Origin of the sequence: Halomonas campaniensis (assembly GCF_002211105.1) — a bacterium.
Classification (GTDB): Bacteria; Pseudomonadota; Gammaproteobacteria; order Pseudomonadales; family Halomonadaceae; genus Vreelandella; species Vreelandella campaniensis_A.
Genome location: NZ_JPUA01000034.1, coordinates 198155 through 222496, shown reverse-complemented (window position 1 = coordinate 222496; position 24342 = coordinate 198155). Strand labels below are relative to the sequence as shown.

Here is a 24342-nt window from a genome sequence, read left to right as displayed (position 1 = left end):
AAGCGGCGTTCCCGTTGCGATTATTCAAAGACACGGTTAATCACCACTTCAACCGCCTCCGCGTCATCAATAGGCCCAATGCTGACGCTATCAAGGTCGCCAAACAGATCCCCCGGTTGGGGCGTTGCTTGGCCAGAGGGAGAAACACGCACTATTAAGCGCGCTTCTCGCACCTGGGAGATCTGCGCCTGGGGCGACATAGCAGCGCTGTCATCTAGCGTCACCGTCATGGGCAGCTCAGATACCTGGGCGCGCACCACGGCGAGGGGCGGCAACTCACCCTCAATATCGCGGGCGGTAATAAACACGCTGTCATTATCGTCAACGCGCCCAGCAAGTTCGCTGTCTAACCCAACGCGTACCCGAATACCATTGCCCTCGGCAACGGCCTCTTCGGGTTCAATGCCCATGCGCTCCTGAGCCACACGAATGCCGTCGCGCAGCGAGGAGACGGTGTTGGGATCCTCAATATTGGCGATGGCCCGGCGCCAGTGGTCAATAGCCTGCTCGTAATCGCCGTTGTCAAAGGCATTAATGCCCAGCAAGCCCAGCACGGTGGGCTGGCGGGGATCCTGCTCCAACGTCTCATCGACCAACGCTTGTACTTCGTCGGTCAGCTCGCGCTCAGCCATAAAGAAACGAATTTGCGCCAACTGCGCCAGCAGCGGTGGAATGCGCCCTTCAATCTCGATCAGGCGCTCCAGGGCGTCCACCGCCTTGGGCATTTGTCCGGTTTCCCGGTAGAGCGGAAACAGTGTGCTCCACACGTTGGGATTATCCGGCTGACGCTCGGCCTGCTCCTCCATGCGTTCGATATACATGGCGAGCGACCCATCAGGGTCGTTGCGCACTTCTTGCTGCACGGCCAGCAGCACCAGGTCTCCCTCGGCGCCCTTTTGCTGATACCAAATGACGCTAACAGCGACCACAGCGAGCATCACCACAGGCACGACAATACGGCCGGCGCTGGCAGCCTTTAGCGGCCGACGCTCGCGAAAAGCAGTGTCTTCCAGCAGACTGCGCTCAAGTTCCAGCCGGTCTTCCTCAAAGCGTGCAGCATCTATATCGCCGCGTTCACGCGCGGCTTCCAGTGACGCCAAGCGGCGTTTAAAAATCGCCACGTTCTGCTCGGCGGAGGTGTCGTTGGCTTCAAAATCGCGCTGCTGGTCATGCAGGGAACGCGCGTTTCTGAGCGGCGAAACCAGCAGCCACAGCGCGGGAACCAGTAAAACGGCAATCGCAATCCAGAGCAGCGTCATGAAGACCTCTTACGGTTAGTCAGCGCTTCTATACGTTGGCGCTCTTCGGGGCTCAACGCTTTAGCAGAGGCGTTACGGCGGGCACGAATCATCAGTACGACCACAATAGCCCCGAGCAATACCAAGCCGATGGGCAGGCCCCAAAGCAGATAGGTACGGCTCTCTAAACGGGGGTTATAGAGAATATATTCGCCAAATCGCTGCACCATATGATTGATAATTTCGATATCCGACTGGCCGTCTTGCAGCAGTTGATAAACCCGGTCGCGCATATCTGCCGAAATGGGAGCGTCGGAATCGTCAATGGCTTGGTTTTCACACAGCGGACAGCGCATGGAAGCGGTTAAATCGTGATAGCGTTTCTCCATGACCGGGTCATCGAATTCGCGCAGCTCGATACCGCCTGCCACTGCGCCAAACGCTATGAACAACAGTAGTAACGCTGCCATGGTTCGCATTAGCGCCATTTCTCCACCTCCGGCAGAATGCGTTCGCGCACGTCTTGGGGGGAAACATAGCCTTTATGGTGATAGCGAATGATTCCGTCGGCATCGACCAGGAACGTCTCCGGGGCACCGTAGACGCCAAGATCAAAACCTAGCTCGCCTTCTGGGTCAAAAATATTCACCTCAAACGGATCGCCAAATTCGCTGAGAAACTGCATGCCTTTCTCCCGGGTATCGCGGTAGTTGACCCCCACCATACGAATGCCACGGTCAGCCAGCTCCAGCAGTTGTGGCATCTCCTGCTTACAGGCGGGGCACCACTCGCCCCAAACATTCACCAGGGTCACTTCGCCTTCTAATAGCGTTTGGTCAACGCGGCGATTTTCATCACGCAGTGTGGTAGCGTCAAAGCTCGGAAACTCCCGCGCCATCAGCGCTGAGTCACGCTGGGAGGGATCCAGCGAGAGGCCTTGATAAAAGAACAGCGCCAGGCCTAAAAACCCCACCGGCAGCAGAAGTAGCAGTAGCCGTCGCTTCATACCGTGGCCTCCCGCGCGGGACTGCCTTCACTGACCACTTTCGGCGCTTCACGGGTGACCACGTTGCGACGATAGCGTTTGTCGAGCACTGCCAGCACGCCGCCGAACGCCATCAGCAGGCCACCCAGCCAGAGCCAGCGGACGAACGGCTTGTACTGTACCCGCATCGCCCAACTGCCATCGCCAAGGTCTTCACCCATGGCGACATAGAGGTCGCGGAACAGCCCTGGGCGCAGGGCCACTTGAGTCATCGGCATACCGGTGGCCAGGTAAAGACGCTTTTCAGGCCGCATGGTAAAGCTGCGGCCTGAGTCGCCTCGCTGAACCTGAAGCATGGCGGTATCCGCCAGGAAGTTGGCCCCGCGCCGTTCGGTTAGCTCGGTCATGGTGAACTGATAGCCGGCGACTTCCACCGTGGTGCCCGGCGACATGCGTACGTTGCGCTCGATGTTGTAGTTGGAGACGACCGTCACGCCTACGATAGTCACGGCAACGCCGATATGCCCCAACACCATGCCCCAGTATGCCAGAGAGAGTTTACGCACACCGGCGATAAACGAACTGGCGTGGCGGGTTTTATCAAACACATCCCGCACCATCGGCAGCACAATCCAGAGCGCAGAGACGATACCCAGGGAGACAAACAGGTTCCACTCGCCGCGGTAGAGCAGCGGCATTAATAGGCCGATCACCAACGCGGCCACACCTGCTAGCCAGAGTTTCCGAATCAGATCCCTTGCCGCCATGCTCTTCCAACGCGTTACCGAGCCGAGCCCCATAAAGATACACATCACCACGGTAAGCGGCACAAACAGGGCATTAAAGTAGGGCGGGCCCACGCTGATTTTGCCCAGCCCCAGAGAATCCAGAATCAGCGGATAGACGGTACCCAGTAGCACGGTGACGGTCATAATCACCAGAAAGATATTATTAACCAGCAGCAGCGCATCCCGGGAGAGCCAGTTAAAGCCTACTTTATGACTCACCCGTGGTGCGCGTAGGGCAAACACCAGCAACGACAGCGTTACCGTAATGGCCAGCAGCATCAGAATAAAGAAACCGCGGGCCGGGTCGTTGGCAAACGCATGCACCGAGGTCAGCACCCCAGAGCGCACCAGGAAGGTGCCCATCAGTGATAGCGAGAAGGTCGAGATCGCCAGCAGCACGGTCCAGCTCTTAAACGAGCCACGTTTTTCGGTGACTGCCAGCGAGTGAACCAGCGCGGTGCCCGTCAGCCAGGGCAGTAGCGACGCGTTTTCGACCGGATCCCAGAACCACCAGCCACCCCAGCCAAGCTCGTAATAGGCCCACCAGCTGCCCAGCGCGATACCTACGGTCAGAAACGCCCAGGCGATATTCGTCCACGGCCGTGCCCAGCGCGTCCAGGCCGCGTCTAAACGCCCGCCCATCAGCGCAGCAATGGCAAATGCAAACACCACGGAAAAGCCCACATAGCCCATGTAGAGCATCGGCGGATGCACCACCAGCCCGAAGTCTTGCAACAGCGGGTTAAGGTCGGCGCCATCCTGGGGCATATCGGGTAGCAGCCGCTCGAAGGGGTTCGAGGTGATCAGAATAAACAGCAAAAAGCCGACGCAAACCATGCCCATCACGCCCATTACCCGCGCGACCATATCCCGCGGCAGGTTGCCGGTAAATAGACTGGCCGCAAAACCCCAGCCCGCGAGCATAAAGCTCCACAGCAGCACCGACCCTTCATGGTTGCCCCAGACCGCGCTGAACTTGTAGTACCAGGGCAGCAGCGAGTTGGAGTTGTTGGCCACGTTCGCCACGCTAAAGTCGTCCAGCATATAGCTGGCGGTCAAACAGACGTAGGCAATGGCAATAAACACAAACTGCCCCACCGCCATGGGCTGACCATAGGCCATCCACAGTGGGCGTCGAGTCGCCGCACCGGCCAGCGGCATCACCGCCTGCACCGCCGCCATTAGCAGTGCGATGATGAGGGCAAAGTGGCCAATTTCAGGGATCAGTTTGATAAGCATGTGTGCTCCGCTTGGGGCTTATTTGGTAAAAAGCCTAACCCTGGTTCTACTGTTTTGGTGTACTAAATTCTGCTGGTGCTAGTATTCGCTTGCCTGGGGAACGCCCTCTTCATCCAGGCGCTTACCTACCTCGGCAGCTTTGGCCTGATAGTCGGCTGGCGAATAGCCTGCCTCTTCAAGCGCCTGGGCGACTTCAGGGGGCATATAGTTCTCGTCGTGGCGGGCAAGCACCTTATCGGCGTACAGACGCCCATCGGCCTGAAGCTCTCCGACCACCACCACGCCTTGGCCTTCGCGAAACAGGTCGGGCAGGATGCCGCTGTAGTAGACCTGCAGGTCATCGACGTAATCGGTCACGGTAAACTCGACGTCCAGGCTCTCGGGATCCCGGGATACCGAGCCCTCCTTTACCATGCCGCCCGCGCGAATCTGCCGCTCCATGGGCGCATCGCCCTGGGCGATCTGCACCGGGCTAAAAAACAGATTGATGTTAGCGCGCAGCGCGTAAAGGGTCAGCCCCACCGCAATCGCAGCCAGCGAGACCAAGCCAAGAATAACAAAGAGTTTCTGCTTACGTTTCGGTGTCATTGGGCGTTCCCCCTGGCGCTGTTGGCGCGTCTTGCGCGGCGTTTCAAGCCTTTGAGCAGTTGACGCTGTTCAGCACGCGCATGCCAAACGGTGGCGAGCAGCAGCAGCGCAGTTACCCCCCAGGCAGACCATACATAAGGTGCGTGGCCACCCATGGCGAGAAATTCGGCAAATGAGTCAAATGCCATTAGCGAGCCTCCTCGACCTGGCCGTTGACCAGATCCTGTACCCAGCGCTTGTTAGCTTCGCGGCGAAGAATTTCGCTGCGCGTACGCATCAGCGTTAAGGCAATAAAAAAACTGTAAAAACCCAGCACCATAATGACTAACGGCAGCCACATTTCGGTGGGCATTGCCGGGCGCGAGGTCAGAGTAAAGGAGGCAGGTTGGTGCAGGGTGTACCACCAGTCCACTGAGTATTTAATGATCGGGATATTGATCACCCCCACCATGGCCAGCACCGAAGCTGCCCGTGAGGCGCTATCGCGGCTGGTAAACGCCCCACGTAGGGCAATCACGCCTAGATACAAAAACAGCAGAATCAGCATGGAGGTTAGCCGGGCATCCCACATCCACCAGGTGCCCCAGGTGGGCACGCCCCATACGGCGCCGGAAAATAGCGCCACAAAGGTCATCGCCGCGCCAAGAGGCGCCATTACCGCCGCCGCCATATCAGCGACTTTGATTTTCCAGACCATAAACACCAGACCGGAAACCGCCATGGCGATAAAAATAGACTGAGCTAAAAAGGCCGCGGGCACATGAACGTAAATAATCCGGAAGCTATTACCCTGCTGGTAATCCGCCGGCGCAAACGCGAGCCCCCACAGGGAGCCAGTGACGATCAAAAGCGCCGCCGCAGCCCAAAACCAGGGCTGCAATTTGGCACTAATGCCGTAGAACCACTTGGGTGATCCCAGCTTATGTATAAAGGCCCACATAGCGTGTCCTGTCCTTAACCGTTGATACTAATGCGCAGCGATGCGGCAATCGCCCACGGCGCCAACATGAGTGAGGCGGCGAGCAGCGCGCCCAGGATTGCCAGATGCGCAGAGACACCGTCACCTAAAATGGCCGCTTGCACCGCGCCAGCGCCAAAAATGAGCACCGGAATATACAGCGGTAGCACCAGCAGCGATAGCAGCACTCCGCCCCGCGCCAGGCCGACGGTTAACGCCGCACCGATGGCGCCAATCAAGCTCAAGCTTGCCGTACCCAGCGCCAGCGACAGGGCCAGCACGGCGTAACTGCCCGCTGGCAGCGCCAGAATAATACCCAATATTGGCGCCATCAGTGCCAACGGTAGTCCGGTCAGTAGCCAGTGCACGGCCACTTTGGCCAAACTCAGCGCGACTAACGGCTGCGGCGCCAGTAGCAGTTGCTCCAGACTGCCATCGTCATAATCGCTACGAAACAGGCTATCTAATGAAAGCAGCGCGGCTAACAGCGCTGCGACCCACAGCAAACCCGGTGCGATCACCGCTAACAGCTCAGGATCGGGCGAAATAGCGATCGGGAACAGCGTGATCACCAGGGCAAAAAACACCAGTGGGTTGAGCACTTCGCCACGGCGTCTCAGCATCAGCGTTAAGTCACGCATGAGCGTGGCCTTCACGGCGGTCATTAACCCACCCTTATGCTCACGCAGTGGCACTGCTAAAACCTGTTGATTGGTCTCCGAGCTTTGTGAAGAGCTGTGCAACCCTTTCTCCTTTACCCTAGGGATATCCGTCTGAGCAACGGTGAAGCGGTTAACTCGTGGTGTGTCGTTACCAGCACGCAGCCTCCCGCCTGAGCGTGGGCAACCAGCTGTTTCTCCAGATCAGCGACGCCGTGGCGATCAATCGCGGTAAAAGGTTCATCCAGTACCCATAGGGCGCGCGGCGTTAACGTTAAGCGCGCCAGGGCAACACGGCGCTGTTGGCCTGCCGAGAGCTGCCCTGCGGGCACGTCTTCAAAGCCTGCCAACCCAACCCGTTCAAGGGCTTCCAAGCGCTGCTCTTCATGCCCCCCTTCCCCGCTTAACGCCTGATACCAGGCTAAATTTTCTAACGGGGAAAGCCCTGACTTAATGCCCGGCGCATGCCCTAAATAGAGCAAATTCGCCAGGAAATGTTCACGTGCCCCGTTCATCGCAGCGCCATTCCAGAACAGTTCGCCCTGATAGTCGCTGAGCTGCCCGGAGAGAATTTTCAAAAGGCTGGTTTTACCACTGCCATTGGGCCCTTCAATTCGCACTATCTCGCCGCTGCGAACCTCCAGATCCAACCCTTGAAACAGCCAGCGGTCGTCGCGTTCACAGGCAAGCTGTCGGGCTTGTAGACACAGGCTCAAGCGTCTCTCCTGGCATATTGATTTCGCGTCGAACTCTACACGTAAAGGCCCTTTCTCGCCACTCACACAATGCGGCGCTGGGTCGCAGCGTGACCTCAATCAATATGTCGTTAGACCAATTATCGCTAGCACTGTATGCAAAAACAGGTCTACAATAAAAACCACTGTATGAAAGAACATGCAATGGAGATTTACCAATGACGCTATCGATGGCAACACCTACGACTACGTTCGCCCGCAGACAACCCGCTCCGCGCCCTTACGCCATGCCCCCTAGCGTTACCCGACGCAACACCTATGCGCTCAAAGTGCGCGGCAATGCACTGCGCGATTGCAACTTGTTCGATGGCGATGTCATTATTATCCGTCGCTATCAGCACGATACCCAGACAGAAACCGCCGTTGCCGAAATTAACCAGCAAACGATTGCCTTGAGACAGCTCTCTATCAGCCGCTTTGGCGTAGAGTTATGGCCAGAGGATACGTTGCAGCCAGCGCTGTTTTTGCATAACCGGGATATTCAGGTACTCGGTATGGTGATGGGTGTCGAACCACATCCCAGCGTTCATTTGAAAAGTGAGCCTACCTTCACGGAGCATTAATGCGCTATCGGGTTCCCGAGCTACCCATTGGGTCATGGCATACGACCGACATTGACGTCGAAAAAAGCCAATTTATCACCTGGATGTGCCACGCCCCTGATATCGATGCATTCACCCACCTGCTGACTGCGGCGAAAAATGCACACCCTACTGCCAGCCACCACTGCACTGCCTACATTGCCGGGCCACCCGGCGAGCAAAACCTGATTGGCTTTTCCGATGATGGCGAGCCTGGCGGCACCGCTGGCCGCCCCATGTATCAGGTGCTCCAGGGCAGCCAACTAGGCCAGATCGGCTGTGTGGTCATTCGTTATTTTGGTGGCACCAAGCTCGGCACCGGCGGTTTAGCCCGCGCTTACTCTCAGGCGGTTAGCCATGCCCTTGAGACGCTGCCTACCCGGGAAGTCGTTGAGCGCGATTTGTACACCCTGCGCCTCACATTTGCCAATGAGGCGATTGCCCGCAGCTGGTGTGAAGAGCGCGATGTCCCTATTGAGCAAGCCGACTACGATGCTGATGGTGTGCGTCTAACCATCGGCTGGCCAAGGGACTGCCCGCTTGACCTTGCCCCGTTAGAAAACCGCTTGAAGAGCGCTATCGACATTCTCACTCACTAGATAGCCCGTCGGAATAGTCCATCGCAATAGTCCATCGCAATAGCCCATCAAAAAAACGCGACATACTGCAAGTGCCAGTACGCCGCGCTTATTTATTCACTCGTTCAACATTAACCCAGGTATTTAATCATTACCCCGGCCGCGACTGCCGAACCAATGACACCTGCCACATTGGGGCCCATCGCGTGCATCAGCAGGAAGTTATGCGGATTGGACTCCAGCCCAACCTTGTTCGCCACTCGCGCCGCCATAGGTACGGCGGAAACGCCCGCGGCACCGATCAAGGGGTTGATGGGCATTTTGCTCACCAGATTCATCAGCTTGGCCATCAGCACCCCGGCAGCCGTGCCGATGCCAAAGGCGACAATGCCTAGGCCTAATATCCCCAGCGTCTCAAACGAGAGGAAACTCTCGGCCATCAGCTTGGAGCCCACCGACAGGCCGAGGATTATCGTAACGATATTGATCAGGGCGTTTTGCGCGGTATCTGACAAACGTTCGACCACGCCGCATTCACGCATCAAATTACCGAAGCAGAACATGCCCAGCAGCGGAGCTGCATCGGGCAGAAACAGCGCCACCAGAATCAACAGCACCAACGGAAAGACAATCTTTTCCAGTTTTGAGACCGGCCGCAGCTGCGTCATCTTGATTTGACGCTCTTTCTGGGTGGTCAAAAGGCGCATAATCGGCGGCTGAATCAGCGGCACCAACGCCATATAGGCGTAGGCGGCCACGGCGATAGCCCCCAGCAATTCCGGTGCCAGCACGCTGGAGACATAGATAGAGGTCGGGCCATCAGCGCCGCCAATAATACCAATGGCGGCGGCCTGGTTAAGCGAGAAATCCATGATCCCCACCGAGCTTAACGCTACAGCGCCAAACAGGGTGGCAAAAATACCAAACTGAGCGGCCGCGCCTAAAAACAGCGTGCGCGGGTTGGCCAGTAGCGGGCCGAAGTCAGTCATGGCACCCACGCCCATAAAGATAATCAACGGGGCAATACCCGAGCCAATCGCGACTTTATAGAAGCTGTAGAGCATGCCATCGCTGTAGCCGGAGCCCACGGCAATGTCACGCGCGGCACGCAGTTGATCCGGCGCAACGCCATCGTGGGCAAGCGCTTTTAGCGACTCCCGCCAGGCTTCCGCATTTGCCAGTGGATCCAGCGTCGCGCCTAGCGCTGCCGCCATTTGCTGTAGCACGGCAGGTTTCGCCACCTCAATCGCTTGGTCGAGCGCTGAAATCGCCAGCCCCGCTTCGGGGATGTTGGCCAGAATGCCGCCAAAGCCAATCGGCACCAGCAGCAGTGGCTCAAACTTTTTATTGATGGCCAGGTAGAGCAGCAGTAGCCCCACCATAATCATGACCGCTTGGCCAAGCTCAAGGTTATATAGCCCAGAGCCTTCCCATAAGGTGACTAATTTATCCATTACCGGGCCCTTAGAGCTCGACCAGCGTATCGCCTACGGCTACGCTGTCGCCCTCGCTGACGTTAACCTTAGATACAGTGCCTGCGCTGCTGGCACGCACCTCGGTTTCCATTTTCATCGCTTCCAGGATGATCACCACATCACCTTCTGCGACGCTGTCGCCGGGGCGAACATTCACCTTGAAGATATTGCCTGCCAGCGGCGCATCGATGCTTTCACCTGTAGGAGCAGACACTTCCTCTTTGGGCGCGCCAGTGCTGGTGGCCGTTTGCTCCTGGACTTCGCCCAGCTCACCACCTTCAGAAACCTCCACTACGAAGGCTTTACCATTGAGCTTGACGGTGTAGGTTTCCGGGCCTTGGCTTGCGACCGGCGTTTTGCTTTCCGCCTTGACGGGCGCCTTCTCTGCGCTAGCTTCAGCTGCTTGGGGAACAGGCTCAAAAGCGTCTGGATTGTCGCGGTTTTTAAGGAATTTCAAGCCGATCTGTGGAAATAGCGCGTAGGTCAGCACATCATCTACTTCGCGCTTACCTTCCGCCAAGCGGATATCCTCGGCACTGGCCTTCTCTTTCAGTTCGGTTGCCAGTCTCTCCATTTCCGGCGACAGGTTATCCGCTGGGCGACAGGTAATCGGCTCCCCGCCTTCCAGCACACGCTTTTGCAGCTCGGCATTAAAAGGCGCCGGGGCAGCGCCATACTCACCTTTGAGCAGCGCCTGGACTTCCTTGGAAATCGACTTGTAGCGCTCTCCCATCATCACGTTCATCACCGCCTGGGTGCCGACGATTTGCGAGGTGGGTGTGACCAGCGGAATAAAGCCAAGGTCTTCGCGTACGCGGGGGATCTCGCTGAGCACGTCGTCCAGCTTATCGCCCGCGCCCTGCTCTTTGAGCTGGCCTTCCATGTTTGTCAGCATGCCGCCCGGCACCTGAGCAATCAGGATGCGCGAATCAATACCGCGTAGTGAGCCTTCAAAGGCAGCGTACTTCTTACGCACTTCACGGAAGTAGCCGGCGATATCCTCCAGCAGCTCAAGATCCAGACCGGTATCCCGGCCGGTATCTTTCAGCATTGCCACCACGGATTCGGTGGGACTGTGACCATAGGTCATCGACATGGATGAGATCGAGGTATCGACGTTATCGATGCCTGCTTCTACCGCCTTCAAAATAGTCGATGTTGAGAGGCCGGTAGTAGCGTGACAGTGTAGGTGTACCGGAATCGATAGCTCTTTCTTGAGCCGTGTGACCAAATCGAACGCCGTGTAGGGCGTCAATAGCCCCGCCATATCCTTGATAGCCAATGAATCCGCGCCCAAACCGGCAATAGTCTTGGCGAGATCGACCCAGCTATCCAGGGTATGTACCGGGCTCACGGTGTAAGAGATGGTGCCTTGGGCATGGCCTTCCACGTTACGCACTGCCTGGATAGCGCGCTCGAGATTACGCGGATCGTTCATGGCATCGAAAACGCGGAAGACGTCAACGCCATTGGTTTTCGCCCGCTCGACAAACTTATCGACAACGTCATCCGCGTAGTGGCGATAGCCCAGCAGGTTCTGGCCACGCAACAGCATAGCCTGAGGCGTGTTAGGCATGGCCTCTTTTAGAGCACGAATACGCTCCCAGGGGTCTTCACCCAAATAGCGGATACAGGCGTCATAGGTGGCTCCACCCCAGGTTTCCAGCGACCAGTAGCCAACGCGATCCAACTTTTCGGCGATCGGCAGCATATCATCCAGCCGCATCCTCGTGGCAAACAGCGATTGATGGGCATCGCGCAGCACGACATCGGTAATGCCTAGAGGGCGTTTTATTTCGTTCATGGTCTTGGCTCACAGTAGTAGAGTTGTAAGTTTGTAGTAAAAATAACAAAAAAATAGCCAAAAGAGGGCTGAAATGAAAAAAATTGAGAAAGTTAGCGACGCCGGGTTGAACGGTAACGGTGCACTGCAGCACTGATCACAGCCATAACCTCGTCACTTTGCGCTGCGGGGGGCGATGAGGACGATGCTTTCTTACCCGTATCAACCGCAGCGGGAACGGGTTGAAAACGCCCAATAAGCTTCGACATCAGCGTAACGCTAATGACCAAAATCGTAAGAAAAACAAACACTACGCCCATTCCGAGCGCCATTAACGCCAATCCATCCTGCAACAGTTCCAGATCTTGCATAAGGCGCTCTCCTTGAAGCGAGGTGTCTTGAAGCACAGTTCAAGCACCATTGTTACGCACATCATTACGCCAATACGGTGAAAGGCGCTTGGCGCAGTAAGAGGAATGCACTAACCTGCCACACCCAGCATAAAATGCAATGGCGCGATAGTGGAAGTCATGGTTGTTAATTTACTACATAACGGCAGAATCGGCCTAGCCCCGATGGAAGGAGTGATCGACGCTCTGACCCGCGACCTGCTGACCCGCCACGCGGGGTTCGACTGGACAGTCACCGAGTTTGTCCGCGTTGTTGATACCCGCCTGCCACCCAGAGTGTTTTATAAGCACTGCCCGGAGCTGACGCAACCGCCTGTGGCAACACCAAGTGGCATTCCCGTGCATTTACAGCTGCTGGGCTCTGACCCAGCCGCCCTGGCGGCCAATGCGCGTCAGGCGCTTAGCTTGGGCGCGGTAAGCATCGACCTTAATTTCGGCTGCCCTGCCAAACTGGTTAACCGGCACGATGGCGGCGCTTCGCTGCTACGTCAGCCTGAACGCGTCTATCAAGCGGTCAAAGCTGTTCATGACGCTTTAGAGGGGGAAATCCCAGTGACCGCCAAGATTCGCCTGGGCTTCGCCAATCGCCGCCTCGCGGTTGCCTGTGCCCAGGCTACCGAGGCAGGAGGTGCCGCCCAGCTTGTGGTGCATGCGCGTACTCGAGACGAGGGCTACCGCCCACCGGCACACTGGGAATGGATCGGCAAAATACGTCGCCAGGTGTCCATTCCGGTGGTTGCCAACGGCGATATATGGACGCTGGAAGATTACTGGAAAGCCCGCACGCTTTCAGGCTGCAGTGATGTGATGCTAGGGCGTAGCGCGCTGGCCGACCCTTGGCTGGCACCACGCATCCGCCACTGGCTGCAAACCGGCGAGCGGCTGCCAGAAAGCAGCTGGGCGATGCGCGCCAATGTACTCAAAGAGTACGCCGCCCTTCAGCGCCAACAGCTACCAGACCGCGTCGTGGTCTCCCTGGTAAAGCAGTGGCTTGCCCAAATGCGCCAGGGCAGCGGTGAAGCTGAACAAAATTTTCAGCGTGTGAAGCGGCTCACCGAGCTGGATCAACTGCTCGACAGCCTGATTGTCGACGAACAGCACGCCGCACCAGCCTAATCCCTCGCTCGACTCCCACCCAATCAACAGGCAAAAAAAAGCGCCCTACCGTAAAGCGGGGCGCTACACACGATCGCAAGACCGGGGTGCGAGCCTTAGCCGGTCAGGCTGGAAACAGGTGATAAAGTCAGAAATAGGCGTTCAGAGTTCAGACTGGAAACAGAAAACCCGCCCTCAATGAAGAGAGCGGGTTTTGGAATCTGGCGCGCCCGGGAGGATTCGAACCTCCGACCCCCTGATTCGTAGTCAGGTACTCTATCCAGCTGAGCTACGGGCGCGTAATAGTTTGCTAACACTTAAACTTACCAAGCGACCACTTATCGAGACACTGACAATATATCAAAACACTGACAATGGTGGATAAGCAGCTAACCGAAAGGTGGCGCGCCCGGGAGGATTCGAACCTCCGACCCCCTGATTCGTAGTCAGGTACTCTATCCAGCTGAGCTACGGGCGCATACCTTCTAACATGCAATTGGCGGAGAGAGAGGGATTCGAACCCTCGATAGGGCTATAAACCCTATACTCCCTTAGCAGGGGAGCGCCTTCAGCCACTCGGCCACCTCTCCTTAACGGCACGGCGCGAATATTACCGATTTAGCCTTCTTGTGTCTAGTCTTCTACGGATTTTTTTCGCACCGGCCATATCTTACGTATAAGCTTACGCTTTAAGCATCGGTTCATTATGCGAGCCCGCGAGTCTTATTCCACTTCGTCTTCGCTGTTTCGTTCACGCTGAATACGCTGGTAAATCTCTTCACGGTGAACTGCCACATCTTTCGGCGCATTAACGCCAATACGTACTTGATTGCCTTTCACACCTAGCACGGTGACGGTGATTTCATCACCGATCATCAGGGTTTCGCCAACACGGCGAGTTAGGATGAGCATGGCTGATCTCCTTTTCAGACGTTTTATGCAACGGGATATGTCAGCCGGAGGCAACACCCTGCCATTATGCGACATAGTGCTGCCTGTCACCAATGACTCCGGCTCCATGACACCTTATACCTCCCGTTGAAAGAAAGCTCACCACCACACGGCAGTAAGTACCCCTTCAGCGTAGAAGGTTTAAGGCATAAATGTTATTCAGATTCGATATCTGCCTTATCTAAACCAAAAGCTTTGTGTAATGCGTTAACAGCCAGCTCCATATGCTTCTCATCAATAACGACCGAGATTTTAATCTCAGAGGTGGAGACCATACGGATATTGACGTTTTCGTCGGCGAGTACGCGGAACATTTTCGATGCGACACCCGCATGAGAACGCATACCGACACCCACTAAAGAAACCTTAGCAATATTATCATCGCCACGCAGCTCGCCACCGCCTAAATCAGGAATCACCGTCTCTTCGAGCAGCTTCTTAGTGGCCTTGTAATCGCCTTTAGCAACCGTAAAGGTAAAGTCGGTATAGTCACCGGCCGGCGCCACGTTCTGCACGATCATATCAACTTCGATATTGGCATCGGCAATTGGACCCAGGATACGTGATGCAACACCTGGCACGTCCGGGGTATTAAGCAGGGTTAATTTTGCTTCATTCTTGGTAAAGGCGATACCGGAGATCAGTGGTTCTTCCATAGCGTCCTCGTCTTGGTCTGCTTCTGCAACAATTAGGGTACCGGGGCCATCTTCAAAGCTAGACAGCACCCGCAGGGGTACGTTGTATTTACCGGCAAACTCTACCGCACGGATCTGCAGCACTTTAGAGCCGAGACTGGCCAACTCCAGCATCTCTTCGACGGTGATACTCGTTAGCCGCTGGGCTTTGGAGCAAACACGGGGGTCGGTGGTGTAAACCCCATCCACATCGGTGTAAATTTGGCACTCATCGGCGCCTAGCGCGGCGGCTAACGCCACCCCAGTGGTGTCGGAACCACCGCGGCCCAGGGTGGTAATATTGCCTTCTTCATCAACCCCTTGGAAACCGGCGACGACCACGACCTGCCCAGCGTCCAGGTCGGCCTTCAGGTCTTCGGTTTCAATGCGCTGAATACGTGCCTTGGTATAGGCACTATCGGTATGAATACCTACCTGGGCGCCCGTGTGCGAAGTGGCTGGCACGCCGATTTGCTGAAGCGCCATGGCAAGCAGAGAAATAGTCACCTGCTCACCGGTGGACAGCAGCATATCCATCTCACGTGGCGCGGGATCTTCATTCAGCGCCTGCGCCATATCGGTAAGGCGGTTAGTTTCGCCGCTCATGGCGGAGACCACGACCACTACCTGATGACCTTGGTCGCGGAAACCTTTAACCTTTTCCGCTACGGCCTTGATACGCTCGACAGAGCCCACCGAAGTGCCGCCGAACTTCTGTACGTATAATGCCATATGCCGTTTTTCCTATGCGTTCGGGAATGGAGGGTGAAGTTGTATTTAAATAAATAAGGCCGGTGACAATAATGCCACCGGCCCAAAGGTTTAGCTAAGTACGCTTTCCAACCATACCGGTACGCTCTTCAACGCATCCGGCAAGGCGTCGGGTTGACTACCTCCCGCTTGAGCCATATCGGGGCGGCCGCCGCCCTTTCCGCCCACCTGCGAGGCAACATGGTTCACCAGCTCACCGGCTTTCACTCGACCGGTCAGGTCTTGGGTTACCCCAGCGATCAGGCTTACTTTGCCCGCCGCCTGGTCGGCAACGCCGAGGATAATCACTCCAGAACTTAGCTTGTTTTTAAGCTGATCGAGGATGCCACGTAGATCTTTGCCCGACACGCCATCCAACTGCGTCGCCAACAGCTTAACGCCGTTGATCTCCTGCACTTGGCTAAGCATATCGCTGCCTGCCGCACTGGCCAGCTTGGCCTTGAGCTGCTCAAGCTCTTTTTCCAAGCTACGGTTACGCTCAACCAGCGATTCCACCCGTGATTCAACCTGCTCGGGCTTGGTCTTCAAACGCTCGCCCAAGCGCTCAAGGCGGGCTTCCTGCTCGCGGAAGTAGGCCAGCGCATTTTCGCCGGTGATCGCTTCGATACGGCGCACGCCGGAAGCAATACCTACCTCGCTCATCACATGACAGCAGCCAATATCGCCGCTGCGCGCCACGTGGGTACCACCACACAACTCGATAGAGAAGTCGTCGGCACCAATGGTCAGCACCCGCACGTTCTCGGCGTACTTGGCCTCAAACAGCGCTGCCGCTCCTTTGGCCTTGGCCTGATCCAGGCTCATCTGCTCGACCTTGGTCGGCGCGTTAGCCAATATCTGCTCGTTGACCAGACGCTCGACTTCTGCCAGCTGTTCGGCGGTCATCGGCTCGAAGTGGCTAAAGTCGAAGCGCAGTCGCTCGGCGTTGACCAGCGAGCCTTTCTGCTGCACATGGTCACCCAGCACCATGCGCAGCGCTTGATGCAGCAGGTGGGTGGCCGAGTGATTGCGGAGGGTAGCGGTGCGCAGACTGGCGTCTACTTCACCGCGCACGCTGGCACCGATGCTCAGCGAGCCTTCGACCATCATACCCTGATGCAGGTGATGACCGTTCTTCTTTTGGGTATCGGTAACCTGGAAACGGCCACCGTCGACATACAGGTAGCCGGTATCGCCCACCTGCCCACCAGACTCGCCATAAAATGGCGTGCGATCCAGCACCACGATGCCCTTCTGCCCCGACTCCAGCGCGGCCAGGGCGTTGCCTTCGCTGTCGACCAGCGCGGTGACCTTGGCCTGGTCTTCCAAACGGTCATAGCCGGTAAAGGCCGTCTCACCCTCCAACTCGATGGAGGCGCTGTAGTCGGCACCAAACTGGCTGGCTGCCCTTGCACGTTCACGCTGGGCCTCGAGGGCTTGCTGAAAGCCCTCTTCATCCAGGGTGACACCACGTTCGCGGCAGACGTCGGCGGTAAGGTCGAAGGGAAATCCGTAGGTGTCGTAAAGCTTGAAGACGGTCTCACCCGGCAGCACCTTACCGTCCAACTCAGCCAAGGCCGCGTTCAATAGCCCCATGCCATGATCCAGGGTGCGTGCAAACTGCTCCTCTTCTTTTAGCAGCACGCGGGCGATTTGATCGCTCGCTTCACGCAGTTCTGGATAGGCATCGCCCATCTCCGCATCCAGCGCTTCAACCAGCTTATGAAAGAACGGTTCTACCGCACCCAACTTATGGCCGTGACGAATCGCCCGGCGAATGATCCGACGCAGCACATAGCCACGCCCTTCGTTGGAAGGCAGCACGCCATCGGCAATCAGAAAGGCGCAGGAGCGGATATGGTCGGCAATGACGCGCAGCGAAGGTGTCGAGGTGTCCGGGTGTCCGGTCGCCTTGGCAGCGGCTTTCAACAGATTCTGGAACAGGTCGATCTCGTAGTTGGAGTGCACGCCCTGCATGACAGCGGCGACACGCTCCAAGCCCATACCGGTATCGATAGAGGGTTTCGGCAACGGGTTAAGCGTGCCCTGGGCATCACGGTCAAACTGCATGAAGACCAGGTTCCAGATTTCGATAAAACGATCGCCGTCCTCTTCCGGCGTTCCCGGCGGGCCACCCCACACCTCAGGGCCGTGATCAAAAAAGATCTCCGAACAGGGGCCACACGGACCGGTATCACCCATCTGCCAGAAATTATCTTTTGCACCGATACGAGCAATGCGCTCGTGAGGCACGCCAATGTCGTCGGCCCAAATGTTGTAGGCCTCGTCATCTTCCGTAAAGACGGTGACCCATAGCTTGTCTGCAGGCAGTCCAAGCCGCTCAGTGAGAAACTGCCAAGCAAAGCGAATGGCGTCGTGCTTGAAGTAATCACCGAAACTGAAGTTGCCCAGCATTTCAAAAAAGGTATGGTGGCGCGCGGTATAACCCACGTTGTCTAAGTCATTATGCTTACCACCGGCTCGCACGCAGCGCTGGGCAGAGGTTGCCCGCACATAGGGGCGCGGGTCGCGGCCTAAAAAGACGTCTTTAAAAGGCACCATGCCTGCATTCGTGAACAGCAGGGTGGCATCGTTGCCAGGCACCAGTGACCCTGTTGGCACGATGGTGTGCCCCTGCTCTGCAAAGTAATCAAGAAAGGCCTGTCTGAGTTCTGCGCTCTTCATAGGGTATCCGTAACAAGAAAGCGTGATGTCCCAGGGCGCTGTCACCGCTACCCTCAGGGGTCGCAAAGCAGCCATTATAGCGCAGTTGTCAAACGACTAAAGCCGCACTTAGTGGCAGAATGGCAAACAGCTGTGTGGACAGCCAAGTGAACAAGCGTATTAGAGCGCTATTAGAAATGTAAGAGGGGACGGTTTACGGGCTGTAGAAAACGTATTAGAGGCAGGAGAGCGCGTAGCGAATTTGCTCAAAATCGAAGCCGCGGCTAGCGAGAAAGCGCTCGCGTCTAGCGCGCTCTTTGGGGGTCTCACCAGGGCTATCAAAGCGCCGCGCCAGGGTTTCCCGGGCTAGCTCAAACCAGTCGACCTGCTCGCCCTCCTCCACCTCTTCAAAAGCGGTGGTAAGGGTTTCCTGGTCAACGCCCCGCTGGCGCAACTCGCCTTTAATACGAATAACGCCTTGGCCGCGCAGAATACGCGTGCGTACGAAACTGGCCGCAAAGCGAGCGTCAGACTGCAGCCCTTGTTCGACCAAGGTGTCCAAGCACTCATCGATAGCGGCATCGTCGAAGGATTTTTTCTTCAACCGCTGGGCAAGCTCGGCGCGGGAGTATTCGCGCCGAGCCAGTAAGCCAATGGCGATGTCACGGGGCGTGGCATCGCGCTGGGAGCTAAAGGCCATCAGATGCTCTTCGCTAACATCGGCTTCGCTAGCATCATCTTAGAGCAGATCGTCATCGCCCGCGTCCAATTCTGCTGCTTCGGCCGGCGCATCTTCCTTCTCCTTTTTAGGATCAGGCTTGGCCAAGAGCTGCTCACGAATCTGCGTTTCGATTTCGAGCATAATTTCCGGGTGCTCTTCCAGGTAGAGCGCTGAATTGGCTTTACCCTGACCGATTTTCTTACCTTTATAGCTGTACCAGGCACCGGCTTTGTCGACCAGGTTGCACTGCACGCCCAGGTCGATGACCTCACCGGCGTGGTAGATACCCTTACCGTAAAGAATCTGGAATTCAGCCTGACGGAATGGCGGTGCCACCTTGTTTTTGACTACTTTCACGCGGGTTTCGTTACCGGTGACTTCATCACCCACTTTTACCGATCCAGTGCGGCGAATATCCAGACGCACGCTGGCGTAGAACTTCAGCGCGTTACCACCCGTGGTGGTTTCAGGGCTACCGAACATGACACCGATCTTCATGCGGATCTGGTTGATGAAGATCACCAGGCAGTTGGCGTTTTTGATATTACCGGTGATCTTACGCAGCGCCTGGGACATCAAACGCGCCTGCAGCCCGACGTGGGAGTCGCCCATCTCGCCTTCGATTTCAGCGCGCGGGGTCAACGCGGCCACCGAGTCAATAACAATCACATCAACACCGCCGGAGCGTACCAGCATGTCGGTAATTTCCAGCGCCTGCTCACCGGTGTCCGGCTGGGAAACCAGTAAGTCATCGAGGTTAACGCCCAGCTTTTCTGCATAGCTGGGGTCAAGAGCGTGCTCGGCATCCACGAAGGCACACACTTTGCCCTGCTTTTGTGCCTGAGCAATCACCGATAGGGTCAGGGTCGTTTTACCCGACGACTCGGGGCCAAAGATTTCGCACACGCGGCCAAACGGCAGGCCGCCGATGCCGAGAGCGATATCCAGACCCAATGATCCGGTGGAAACCGACGGCATGACGACACGCGGCGCGTCGCCTAGACGCATAACGGTGCCCTTGCCGAACTGACGGTCGATTTGGGTGAGTGCAGCGTTTAGCGCTTTAGTGCGGTTGTCATCCTGAGCCATTCAGAGATTCCTCATAACAAGCTGTATAATTAGCCAGTAGTATGCCAAAGATTGCGCCGTAAACAAATCCTTGATCACGCTTTCTCTCATCTATTTTGTTAAGCGCCTTTCTGGATAAGCGCCTTTTCCTTACCACTAGTGCGTCTTGCTCGCCTTTTCCCGCTCATTCAGGCGCGCCTCCAGCCCTACCAAGGCCTGACGTACCGCCTGCTCGCGCACTGCCTGGCGATCGCCCGGGAAGTGAAAACACTCAGCCTCCTGGGCAGCGGTATCTCCCCAGGCGAGCCAAACCGTCCCAACGGGCTTCGCATCGCTGCCACCATCCGGCCCGGCCACGCCGCTAACGGCAACGGCCAATCCTGCACCACTTTCACGGCAGGCCCCTGCAACCATGGCATTAACCACTTCTTCGCTGACCGCACCGTGCTCGGCCAGCGTGGCTTCAGGCACGCCTAACAAACGTGTTTTAGCCGCATTCGCATAGGTCACATAGCCGGTCGTAAAGTAAGCAGAGCTTCCCGCAGTGGAGGTAATAGCGCTGGCAACGCCGCCCCCTGTACATGACTCAGCAGCGGTCACTTCCACACCCAACTGCTTACACAGCCGCCCTAGCCGCTGAGCCAACAGGGTTAAATCAAGATTTTTCAGGCTAGTTTCGCTGGGCACTATCTTCGCTCCTTCAAGTGTGTCGTCTGTTCAGCGTAGAATACTGCGTTTAGCTTGCTCAAAGAACTTGAACCAAGAACTGGCTCAACGAACACGCCGTAAGCCGTAATGGTTTGCGCTACGCTTAATCAGGATGCCCATGTCACAGGCTATTCCCGCCAACACGCCAATGATCACCCAGTATTTAAAGATCAAACGCGAGCACCCCGAGGTACTGCTGTTCTACCGCATGGGGGATTTTTACGAACTGTTTTTCGACGACGCCAAGCGCGCCGCCGCGCTGCTGGATATTACCCTTACCCAGCGCGGCCAGTCGGGCGGCAAACCGATCCCCATGGCGGGCGTACCTTACCATAGCGCTGAAGGCTATCTCGCGCGTCTGGTCGCCGGTGGCGAGTCGGTGGCGATCTGCGAGCAGATTGGCGATCCCGCCACCAGTAAAGGCCCCGTCGAGCGCCAGGTGGTACGTATCGTCACCCCCGGGACGCTCCACGATGAAGCGCTGCTTGATGCACGTCGTGACAACGTCTTGGTCTCCGTTACACCAGGGAGAGAGCGCTGGGGCCTTGCTTGGTTGGAGCTCTCCAGCGGGCGTTTTAACGTACTGGAAGTGGAGAGCGAAGCGGAGATGCTGGCGGAGCTCACTCGCCTCTCTCCCGCCGAACTACTGGTGCCCGAAAGCCTGACGCTACCCGATACCTGGTCGCAAAAGCGCAGCCTGCGCCGCCAGGGGGAGTGGCTATTTGACTTGGAGAGCGCTACTCGCAGCCTCTGCGACCAGTTTGAAGTGCAGGATTTACGCGGCTTTGGCTGTGCACACTTAACCTCTGCGCTCATTGCCGCCGGGGTGCTGATCGATTACGCCCGGGACACTCAGCGCTCGCGCCTGCCCCATGTAACCGCCATCAGCGTTGAGAACCGCGACGATGCGGTGGTGATCGACGCTGCCAGCCGCCGCAATCTGGAAATCGACATCAACCTGGGCGGTAGTAGCGATAACACCCTGGCCAGTGTGCTGGATACCTGCACCACCGCCATGGGTTCGCGGCTGCTCAAGCGCTGGCTCAACCGCCCGCTACGCCAACGCGATATCGTGCAGGGGCGCCATGCAGGGGTGGCGCTGTTAAGCTTGGATGCCGCCTATATGCCACTGCGCGAAACGTTAAGCGCGGTGGGCGACGTGGAGCGCATTCTCGCTCGCGTAGCCTTGTATAGCGCTCGCCCACGAGATTTGGCACGGCTTCGCGATGCACTGGTAACGCTGCCTGAACTGGAGCAGCAGCTAAGCGAGGTAGAGAGCGGCAGCGCTTTGGACAACCTGCGCCCGCATATTCGTCCCTACCCGGAAATGGCCGATATGCTCAGCCGCGCGCTGGTGGAAAACCCGCCAGTGGTGATCCGCGATGGCGGGGTGATTGCCGACGGTTTTGATGCTGAACTTGATGAGCATCGCGGCATGGCCGAGAACGCTGGTGACTACCTTATTCAGCTAGAGCTGCGCGAGCGCGAGCGCACGGGCCTTGCCAACCTCAAAGTGGGCTATAACCGGGTACACGGCTACTTTATCGAGCTGCCGCGCTCCCAGGCTCAGCAGGCGCCTGCCGACTATATCCGCCGTCAAACGCTAAAAAACGCTGAGCGGTTTATTATTCCCGAGCTTAAAGAGTTTGAAGATAAGGCGCTGTCGGCCAAGTCCCGAGCGCTCACCCGTGAAAAATGGCTCTATGACCGCCTGCTGGGCGATCTCAATAACAGCCTTCACGCGCTGCAAAGCACTTCTCAAGCCTTAGCGGAACTGGACGTGCTGTGCGCCTTTGCCGAACGCGCCGAGGCGCTGAACTGGGTGCGCCCGACACTCACTGAAACCACCGGTATTCAAATCGACGCGGGGCGCCACCCGGTGGTCGAGCAGGTGAGCGAAACTCCCTTTGTGCCCAACGACGTGACGCTCAATCCTGACCAGCATATGTTGATTATTACCGGCCCCAATATGGGCGGTAAATCGACCTATATGCGTCAGACGGCGCTCATCGCCCTACTGGCCCACTGCGGTAGCTTCGTGCCCGCCGATGCCGCCGAGATCGGCCCGCTGGATCGAATATTTACCCGCATTGGCTCATCGGATGACTTGGCGGGCGGGCGCTCTACCTTTATGGTGGAGATGACTGAAACCGCCAATATTCTGCACAACGCCACCCAGCAAAGTTTGATCCTGATGGATGAGATTGGCCGCGGCACCAGCACCTTTGACGGTTTATCCCTGGCCTGGGCAAGTGCGGAGCATCTCGCCAAGGGGCGTGCGCTAACCCTGTTCGCGACCCACTACTTTGAAATGACGGCGCTCCCTGAGCATATGGAAGGCGTGGCCAATATCCACCTCACGGCCACCGAACATGGCGACAGCATTGTGTTTATGCACCGCATCGAAGCGGGCCCGGCCAGCCAGAGCTACGGTTTGCAGGTGGCGCAGCTAGCGGGTGTGCCTAACCATGTGATTAAGCGTGCCCGCGAGAAATTAATAAGTTTGGAGCAGCGCGATGTGGATAACACAGCGCAGGCGCCGCGAACCGCTCCCCAGCAAAACGATCTGTTCGCCGCCGCGCCGCATCCGGTGGTCGAGGCGTTGGAAAATGTTGATATGGATGGTTTAACACCGCGGGAAGCACTTGCACTGTTGTATCAGTGGCGAGACCTGATCTAATAGTACTCATACTTGGAAGACCATAAGTAAGCTTCTAATGCCAGGGCAGGTTGGAGCGAGGGTCTTTTTCCAAGGATGGAAAAAGTAGCGCCCAAGGATGGGTTTACAGCGCCCTCGCGGAAACCTGTACTGGCATTGCTACCAACTGGAATCATATGGCGCTTGCCGACAGGTAGGCGCACCTCTAGAATGTCGCTCAAACTTTTAGCTTATAAAAAACGGCTGATTTATAACCATTCACGATTGACCATGGCTGAGAGACTCTCGGCCCTGCAAGAGGGATAGCAAGATGACGTTTGTCGTTACCGAGAACTGCATCCAGTGCAAATACACCGACTGTGTGGAAGTCTGCCCGGTCGACTGTTTCTACGAGGGCCCAAACTTCCTGGTCATTCATCCGGACGAGTGTATCGACTGCGCGCTGTGTGAGCCCGAGTGCCCCGCTGAGGCGATATTCTCCGAGGATGAGCTGCCGGATGGGCAAGAGGCCTTTATCGAGATTAATGCTGAAATGGCCGAAGTGTGGCCGAACATTGCCGAAAGAAAAGATCCGTTGCCGGACGCCGAAGAGTGGGATGGCAAGCCAGGTAAGCTTGAGAAATTAGAGCGCTAAGGCTGACTATCCACTCATTAGCACTTCTCTTTAAAACCAGCGACCTCGCTGGTTTTTTTTATTGTGTCGCCGATAGTGGGTCGTCAAAAATCGTGTTGCCAAAACCCAGACAAAAAAAGGCGGCCCGTAGGCCGCCCGCTCCAAGCACTTCCTCTGACCACTCCCTGGATCAACCTCCTCAGATGACATCCTTGCCGGGACTTACCTCACTGTATCACCCGGCGCATCTGACCTACATCCCGCTGCATCCTGACTGAAGCGTCCTTGCCTCCCCTAGTCCTGAATGCATTGTGGCATATCACAGCGGCTTCTCAACAAAGCCAAAATGCAAAAAGGCGAGCCTTTGCGGCTCGCCTTATTTTTTAAAAATCAATAAAAACA

23 protein-coding genes and 3 tRNA genes are annotated in these 24342 nt (G+C 56.8%); 5 read left to right on the top strand and 21 right to left on the bottom strand.

Features of this window, described 5'->3' with window-relative positions:
* Positions 1 to 20: 20 nt before the first annotated feature.
* From ccmI to ccmA, 9 genes are all read right to left on the bottom strand, one after another.
* A complete protein-coding gene (gene ccmI, locus JI62_RS13550) occupies positions 21 to 1259 on the bottom strand; it encodes a c-type cytochrome biogenesis protein CcmI (protein WP_088700662.1) in 1239 nt (412 codons plus the stop codon).
* Positions 1256 to 1726: a cytochrome c-type biogenesis protein gene (locus JI62_RS13545; RefSeq protein ID WP_088700661.1), complete on the bottom strand. Its 471-nt coding sequence runs from the start codon at positions 1724 to 1726 to the stop codon at positions 1256 to 1258. The genes ccmI and JI62_RS13545 overlap by 4 nt, the downstream gene beginning before the upstream one ends.
* Positions 1717 to 2244 carry a DsbE family thiol:disulfide interchange protein gene (locus JI62_RS13540; RefSeq protein WP_088700660.1) on the bottom strand — a complete coding sequence of 176 codons (528 nt, stop codon included), beginning with the start codon at positions 2242 to 2244 and terminating at the stop codon, positions 1717 to 1719. Before JI62_RS13540 ends, JI62_RS13545 begins: the two co-directional genes overlap by 10 nt.
* Positions 2241 to 4250, bottom strand: a complete 2010-nt coding sequence (locus JI62_RS13535) for a heme lyase CcmF/NrfE family subunit (protein WP_088700659.1) — start codon at positions 4248 to 4250, stop codon at positions 2241 to 2243. Before JI62_RS13535 ends, JI62_RS13540 begins: the two co-directional genes overlap by 4 nt.
* Positions 4251 to 4328: 78 nt before the next feature.
* Complete coding sequence (gene ccmE, locus JI62_RS13530) at positions 4329 to 4838, bottom strand: cytochrome c maturation protein CcmE (RefSeq protein WP_088700658.1); 510 nt, start codon at positions 4836 to 4838, stop codon at positions 4329 to 4331.
* The gene (ccmD, locus tag JI62_RS13525; protein ID WP_088700657.1) at positions 4835 to 5026 is read right to left on the bottom strand and encodes a heme exporter protein CcmD; all 192 of its coding nucleotides are present in this window, start codon (positions 5024 to 5026) and stop codon (positions 4835 to 4837) included. The genes ccmE and ccmD overlap by 4 nt, the downstream gene beginning before the upstream one ends.
* Positions 5026 to 5778 (bottom strand): heme ABC transporter permease, encoded by a 753-nt coding sequence (locus tag JI62_RS13520; protein ID WP_088700656.1) that lies wholly within the window; start codon positions 5776 to 5778, stop codon positions 5026 to 5028. Before JI62_RS13520 ends, ccmD begins: the two co-directional genes overlap by 1 nt.
* A gap of 14 nt (positions 5779 to 5792) precedes the next feature.
* Positions 5793 to 6461, bottom strand: a complete 669-nt coding sequence (gene ccmB, locus JI62_RS13515; protein WP_240513241.1) for a heme exporter protein CcmB — start codon at positions 6459 to 6461, stop codon at positions 5793 to 5795.
* Between the two features lie 89 nt (positions 6462 to 6550).
* Positions 6551 to 7171 carry a cytochrome c biogenesis heme-transporting ATPase CcmA gene (gene ccmA / locus JI62_RS13510; protein ID WP_088700655.1) on the bottom strand — a complete coding sequence of 207 codons (621 nt, stop codon included), beginning with the start codon at positions 7169 to 7171 and terminating at the stop codon, positions 6551 to 6553.
* A gap of 197 nt (positions 7172 to 7368) precedes the next feature.
* Here ccmA and JI62_RS13505 point away from each other — a divergent pair, with 197 nt between their 5' ends.
* Together JI62_RS13505 and JI62_RS13500 are read left to right on the top strand one after the other, a co-directional pair.
* Complete coding sequence (locus JI62_RS13505) at positions 7369 to 7773, top strand: LexA family protein (protein WP_240513240.1); 405 nt, start codon at positions 7369 to 7371, stop codon at positions 7771 to 7773.
* Positions 7773 to 8390 (top strand): IMPACT family protein, encoded by a 618-nt coding sequence (locus tag JI62_RS13500; RefSeq protein WP_088700654.1) that lies wholly within the window; start codon positions 7773 to 7775, stop codon positions 8388 to 8390. Before JI62_RS13505 ends, JI62_RS13500 begins: the two co-directional genes overlap by 1 nt.
* Before the next feature lie 110 nt (positions 8391 to 8500).
* Here the strand turns inward: JI62_RS13500 and JI62_RS13495 are convergent, their stop codons facing one another.
* From JI62_RS13495 to JI62_RS13485, 3 genes are all read right to left on the bottom strand, one after another.
* On the bottom strand, positions 8501 to 9823 hold the full coding sequence (locus JI62_RS13495) for a sodium ion-translocating decarboxylase subunit beta (protein ID WP_088700653.1): 1323 nt from the start codon (positions 9821 to 9823) through the stop codon (positions 8501 to 8503).
* 10 nt (positions 9824 to 9833) lie between these two features.
* Positions 9834 to 11648, bottom strand: a complete 1815-nt coding sequence (oadA, locus tag JI62_RS13490; RefSeq protein WP_088700652.1) for a sodium-extruding oxaloacetate decarboxylase subunit alpha — start codon at positions 11646 to 11648, stop codon at positions 9834 to 9836.
* 92 nt (positions 11649 to 11740) lie between these two features.
* Positions 11741 to 11998 (bottom strand): OadG family protein, encoded by a 258-nt coding sequence (locus tag JI62_RS13485; RefSeq protein WP_088700651.1) that lies wholly within the window; start codon positions 11996 to 11998, stop codon positions 11741 to 11743.
* 159 nt (positions 11999 to 12157) lie between these two features.
* Here JI62_RS13485 and JI62_RS13480 point away from each other — a divergent pair, with 159 nt between their 5' ends.
* Entirely contained in the window at positions 12158 to 13153 is a 996-nt protein-coding gene (locus JI62_RS13480) for a tRNA dihydrouridine synthase (protein WP_240513239.1), read from the top strand.
* Positions 13154 to 13354: 201 nt separating this feature from the next.
* Here the strand turns inward: JI62_RS13480 and JI62_RS13475 are convergent.
* From JI62_RS13475 to JI62_RS13435, 9 genes are all read right to left on the bottom strand, one after another.
* Positions 13355 to 13431, bottom strand: a tRNA-Arg gene (locus JI62_RS13475).
* 102 nt (positions 13432 to 13533) lie between these two features.
* Positions 13534 to 13610: transfer RNA gene (locus tag JI62_RS13470), tRNA-Arg, on the bottom strand.
* A 19-nt stretch (positions 13611 to 13629) separates the two neighbouring features.
* Positions 13630 to 13722: transfer RNA gene (locus tag JI62_RS13465), tRNA-Ser, on the bottom strand.
* Positions 13723 to 13855: 133 nt separating this feature from the next.
* A complete protein-coding gene (gene csrA / locus JI62_RS13460) occupies positions 13856 to 14044 on the bottom strand; it encodes a carbon storage regulator CsrA (RefSeq protein ID WP_088700650.1) in 189 nt (62 codons plus the stop codon).
* Between the two features lie 194 nt (positions 14045 to 14238).
* Positions 14239 to 15489, bottom strand: a complete 1251-nt coding sequence (locus tag JI62_RS13455) for an aspartate kinase (RefSeq protein ID WP_088700649.1) — start codon at positions 15487 to 15489, stop codon at positions 14239 to 14241.
* A gap of 90 nt (positions 15490 to 15579) precedes the next feature.
* Positions 15580 to 18192: an alanine--tRNA ligase gene (gene alaS / locus JI62_RS13450; protein ID WP_088700648.1), complete on the bottom strand. Its 2613-nt coding sequence runs from the start codon at positions 18190 to 18192 to the stop codon at positions 15580 to 15582.
* A 214-nt stretch (positions 18193 to 18406) separates the two neighbouring features.
* A complete protein-coding gene (locus tag JI62_RS13445; RefSeq protein WP_088700647.1) occupies positions 18407 to 18871 on the bottom strand; it encodes a regulatory protein RecX in 465 nt (154 codons plus the stop codon).
* A 39-nt stretch (positions 18872 to 18910) separates the two neighbouring features.
* Positions 18911 to 19981: a recombinase RecA gene (gene recA, locus JI62_RS13440; RefSeq protein ID WP_088700646.1), complete on the bottom strand. Its 1071-nt coding sequence runs from the start codon at positions 19979 to 19981 to the stop codon at positions 18911 to 18913.
* Between the two features lie 135 nt (positions 19982 to 20116).
* The gene (locus tag JI62_RS13435; protein WP_088700645.1) at positions 20117 to 20650 is read right to left on the bottom strand and encodes a CinA family protein; all 534 of its coding nucleotides are present in this window, start codon (positions 20648 to 20650) and stop codon (positions 20117 to 20119) included.
* A 136-nt stretch (positions 20651 to 20786) separates the two neighbouring features.
* Here JI62_RS13435 and mutS point away from each other — a divergent pair, with 136 nt between their 5' ends.
* The gene (gene mutS, locus JI62_RS13430; protein WP_088700644.1) at positions 20787 to 23348 is read left to right on the top strand and encodes a DNA mismatch repair protein MutS; all 2562 of its coding nucleotides are present in this window, start codon (positions 20787 to 20789) and stop codon (positions 23346 to 23348) included.
* Between the two features lie 289 nt (positions 23349 to 23637).
* Positions 23638 to 23961 carry a ferredoxin FdxA gene (gene fdxA, locus JI62_RS13425; protein ID WP_007111508.1) on the top strand — a complete coding sequence of 108 codons (324 nt, stop codon included), beginning with the start codon at positions 23638 to 23640 and terminating at the stop codon, positions 23959 to 23961.
* Positions 23962 to 24342: the final 381 nt, after the last annotated feature.

What these genes read in the sequence shown, in the direction of transcription:
- ccmB (WP_240513241.1), bottom strand. Translation starts at nt 6,461, where the DNA reads ATGACCGCCGTGAAGGCCACGCTCATGCGTGACTTAACGCTGATGCTG.
- JI62_RS13535 (WP_088700659.1), bottom strand. Translation starts at nt 4,250, where the DNA reads ATGCTTATCAAACTGATCCCTGAAATTGGCCACTTTGCCCTCATCATC.
- JI62_RS13500 (WP_088700654.1), top strand. Translation starts at nt 7,773, where the DNA reads ATGCGCTATCGGGTTCCCGAGCTACCCATTGGGTCATGGCATACGACC.
- JI62_RS13545 (WP_088700661.1), bottom strand. Translation starts at nt 1,726, where the DNA reads ATGGCGCTAATGCGAACCATGGCAGCGTTACTACTGTTGTTCATAGCG.
- ccmD (WP_088700657.1), bottom strand. Translation starts at nt 5,026, where the DNA reads ATGGCATTTGACTCATTTGCCGAATTTCTCGCCATGGGTGGCCACGCA.
- JI62_RS13485 (WP_088700651.1), bottom strand. Translation starts at nt 11,998, where the DNA reads ATGCAAGATCTGGAACTGTTGCAGGATGGATTGGCGTTAATGGCGCTC.
- ccmE (WP_088700658.1), bottom strand. Translation starts at nt 4,838, where the DNA reads ATGACACCGAAACGTAAGCAGAAACTCTTTGTTATTCTTGGCTTGGTC.
- JI62_RS13540 (WP_088700660.1), bottom strand. Translation starts at nt 2,244, where the DNA reads ATGAAGCGACGGCTACTGCTACTTCTGCTGCCGGTGGGGTTTTTAGGC.
- JI62_RS13505 (WP_240513240.1), top strand. Translation starts at nt 7,369, where the DNA reads ATGACGCTATCGATGGCAACACCTACGACTACGTTCGCCCGCAGACAA.
- JI62_RS13455 (WP_088700649.1), bottom strand. Translation starts at nt 15,489, where the DNA reads ATGGCATTATACGTACAGAAGTTCGGCGGCACTTCGGTGGGCTCTGTC.
- JI62_RS13495 (WP_088700653.1), bottom strand. Translation starts at nt 9,823, where the DNA reads ATGGATAAATTAGTCACCTTATGGGAAGGCTCTGGGCTATATAACCTT.
- ccmI (WP_088700662.1), bottom strand. Translation starts at nt 1,259, where the DNA reads ATGACGCTGCTCTGGATTGCGATTGCCGTTTTACTGGTTCCCGCGCTG.
- JI62_RS13480 (WP_240513239.1), top strand. Translation starts at nt 12,158, where the DNA reads ATGGTTGTTAATTTACTACATAACGGCAGAATCGGCCTAGCCCCGATG.
- fdxA (WP_007111508.1), top strand. Translation starts at nt 23,638, where the DNA reads ATGACGTTTGTCGTTACCGAGAACTGCATCCAGTGCAAATACACCGAC.
- csrA (WP_088700650.1), bottom strand. Translation starts at nt 14,044, where the DNA reads ATGCTCATCCTAACTCGCCGTGTTGGCGAAACCCTGATGATCGGTGAT.
- JI62_RS13520 (WP_088700656.1), bottom strand. Translation starts at nt 5,778, where the DNA reads ATGTGGGCCTTTATACATAAGCTGGGATCACCCAAGTGGTTCTACGGC.
- alaS (WP_088700648.1), bottom strand. Translation starts at nt 18,192, where the DNA reads ATGAAGAGCGCAGAACTCAGACAGGCCTTTCTTGATTACTTTGCAGAG.
- recA (WP_088700646.1), bottom strand. Translation starts at nt 19,981, where the DNA reads ATGGCTCAGGATGACAACCGCACTAAAGCGCTAAACGCTGCACTCACC.
- oadA (WP_088700652.1), bottom strand. Translation starts at nt 11,648, where the DNA reads ATGAACGAAATAAAACGCCCTCTAGGCATTACCGATGTCGTGCTGCGC.
- JI62_RS13445 (WP_088700647.1), bottom strand. Translation starts at nt 18,871, where the DNA reads ATGGCCTTTAGCTCCCAGCGCGATGCCACGCCCCGTGACATCGCCATT.
- mutS (WP_088700644.1), top strand. Translation starts at nt 20,787, where the DNA reads ATGTCACAGGCTATTCCCGCCAACACGCCAATGATCACCCAGTATTTA.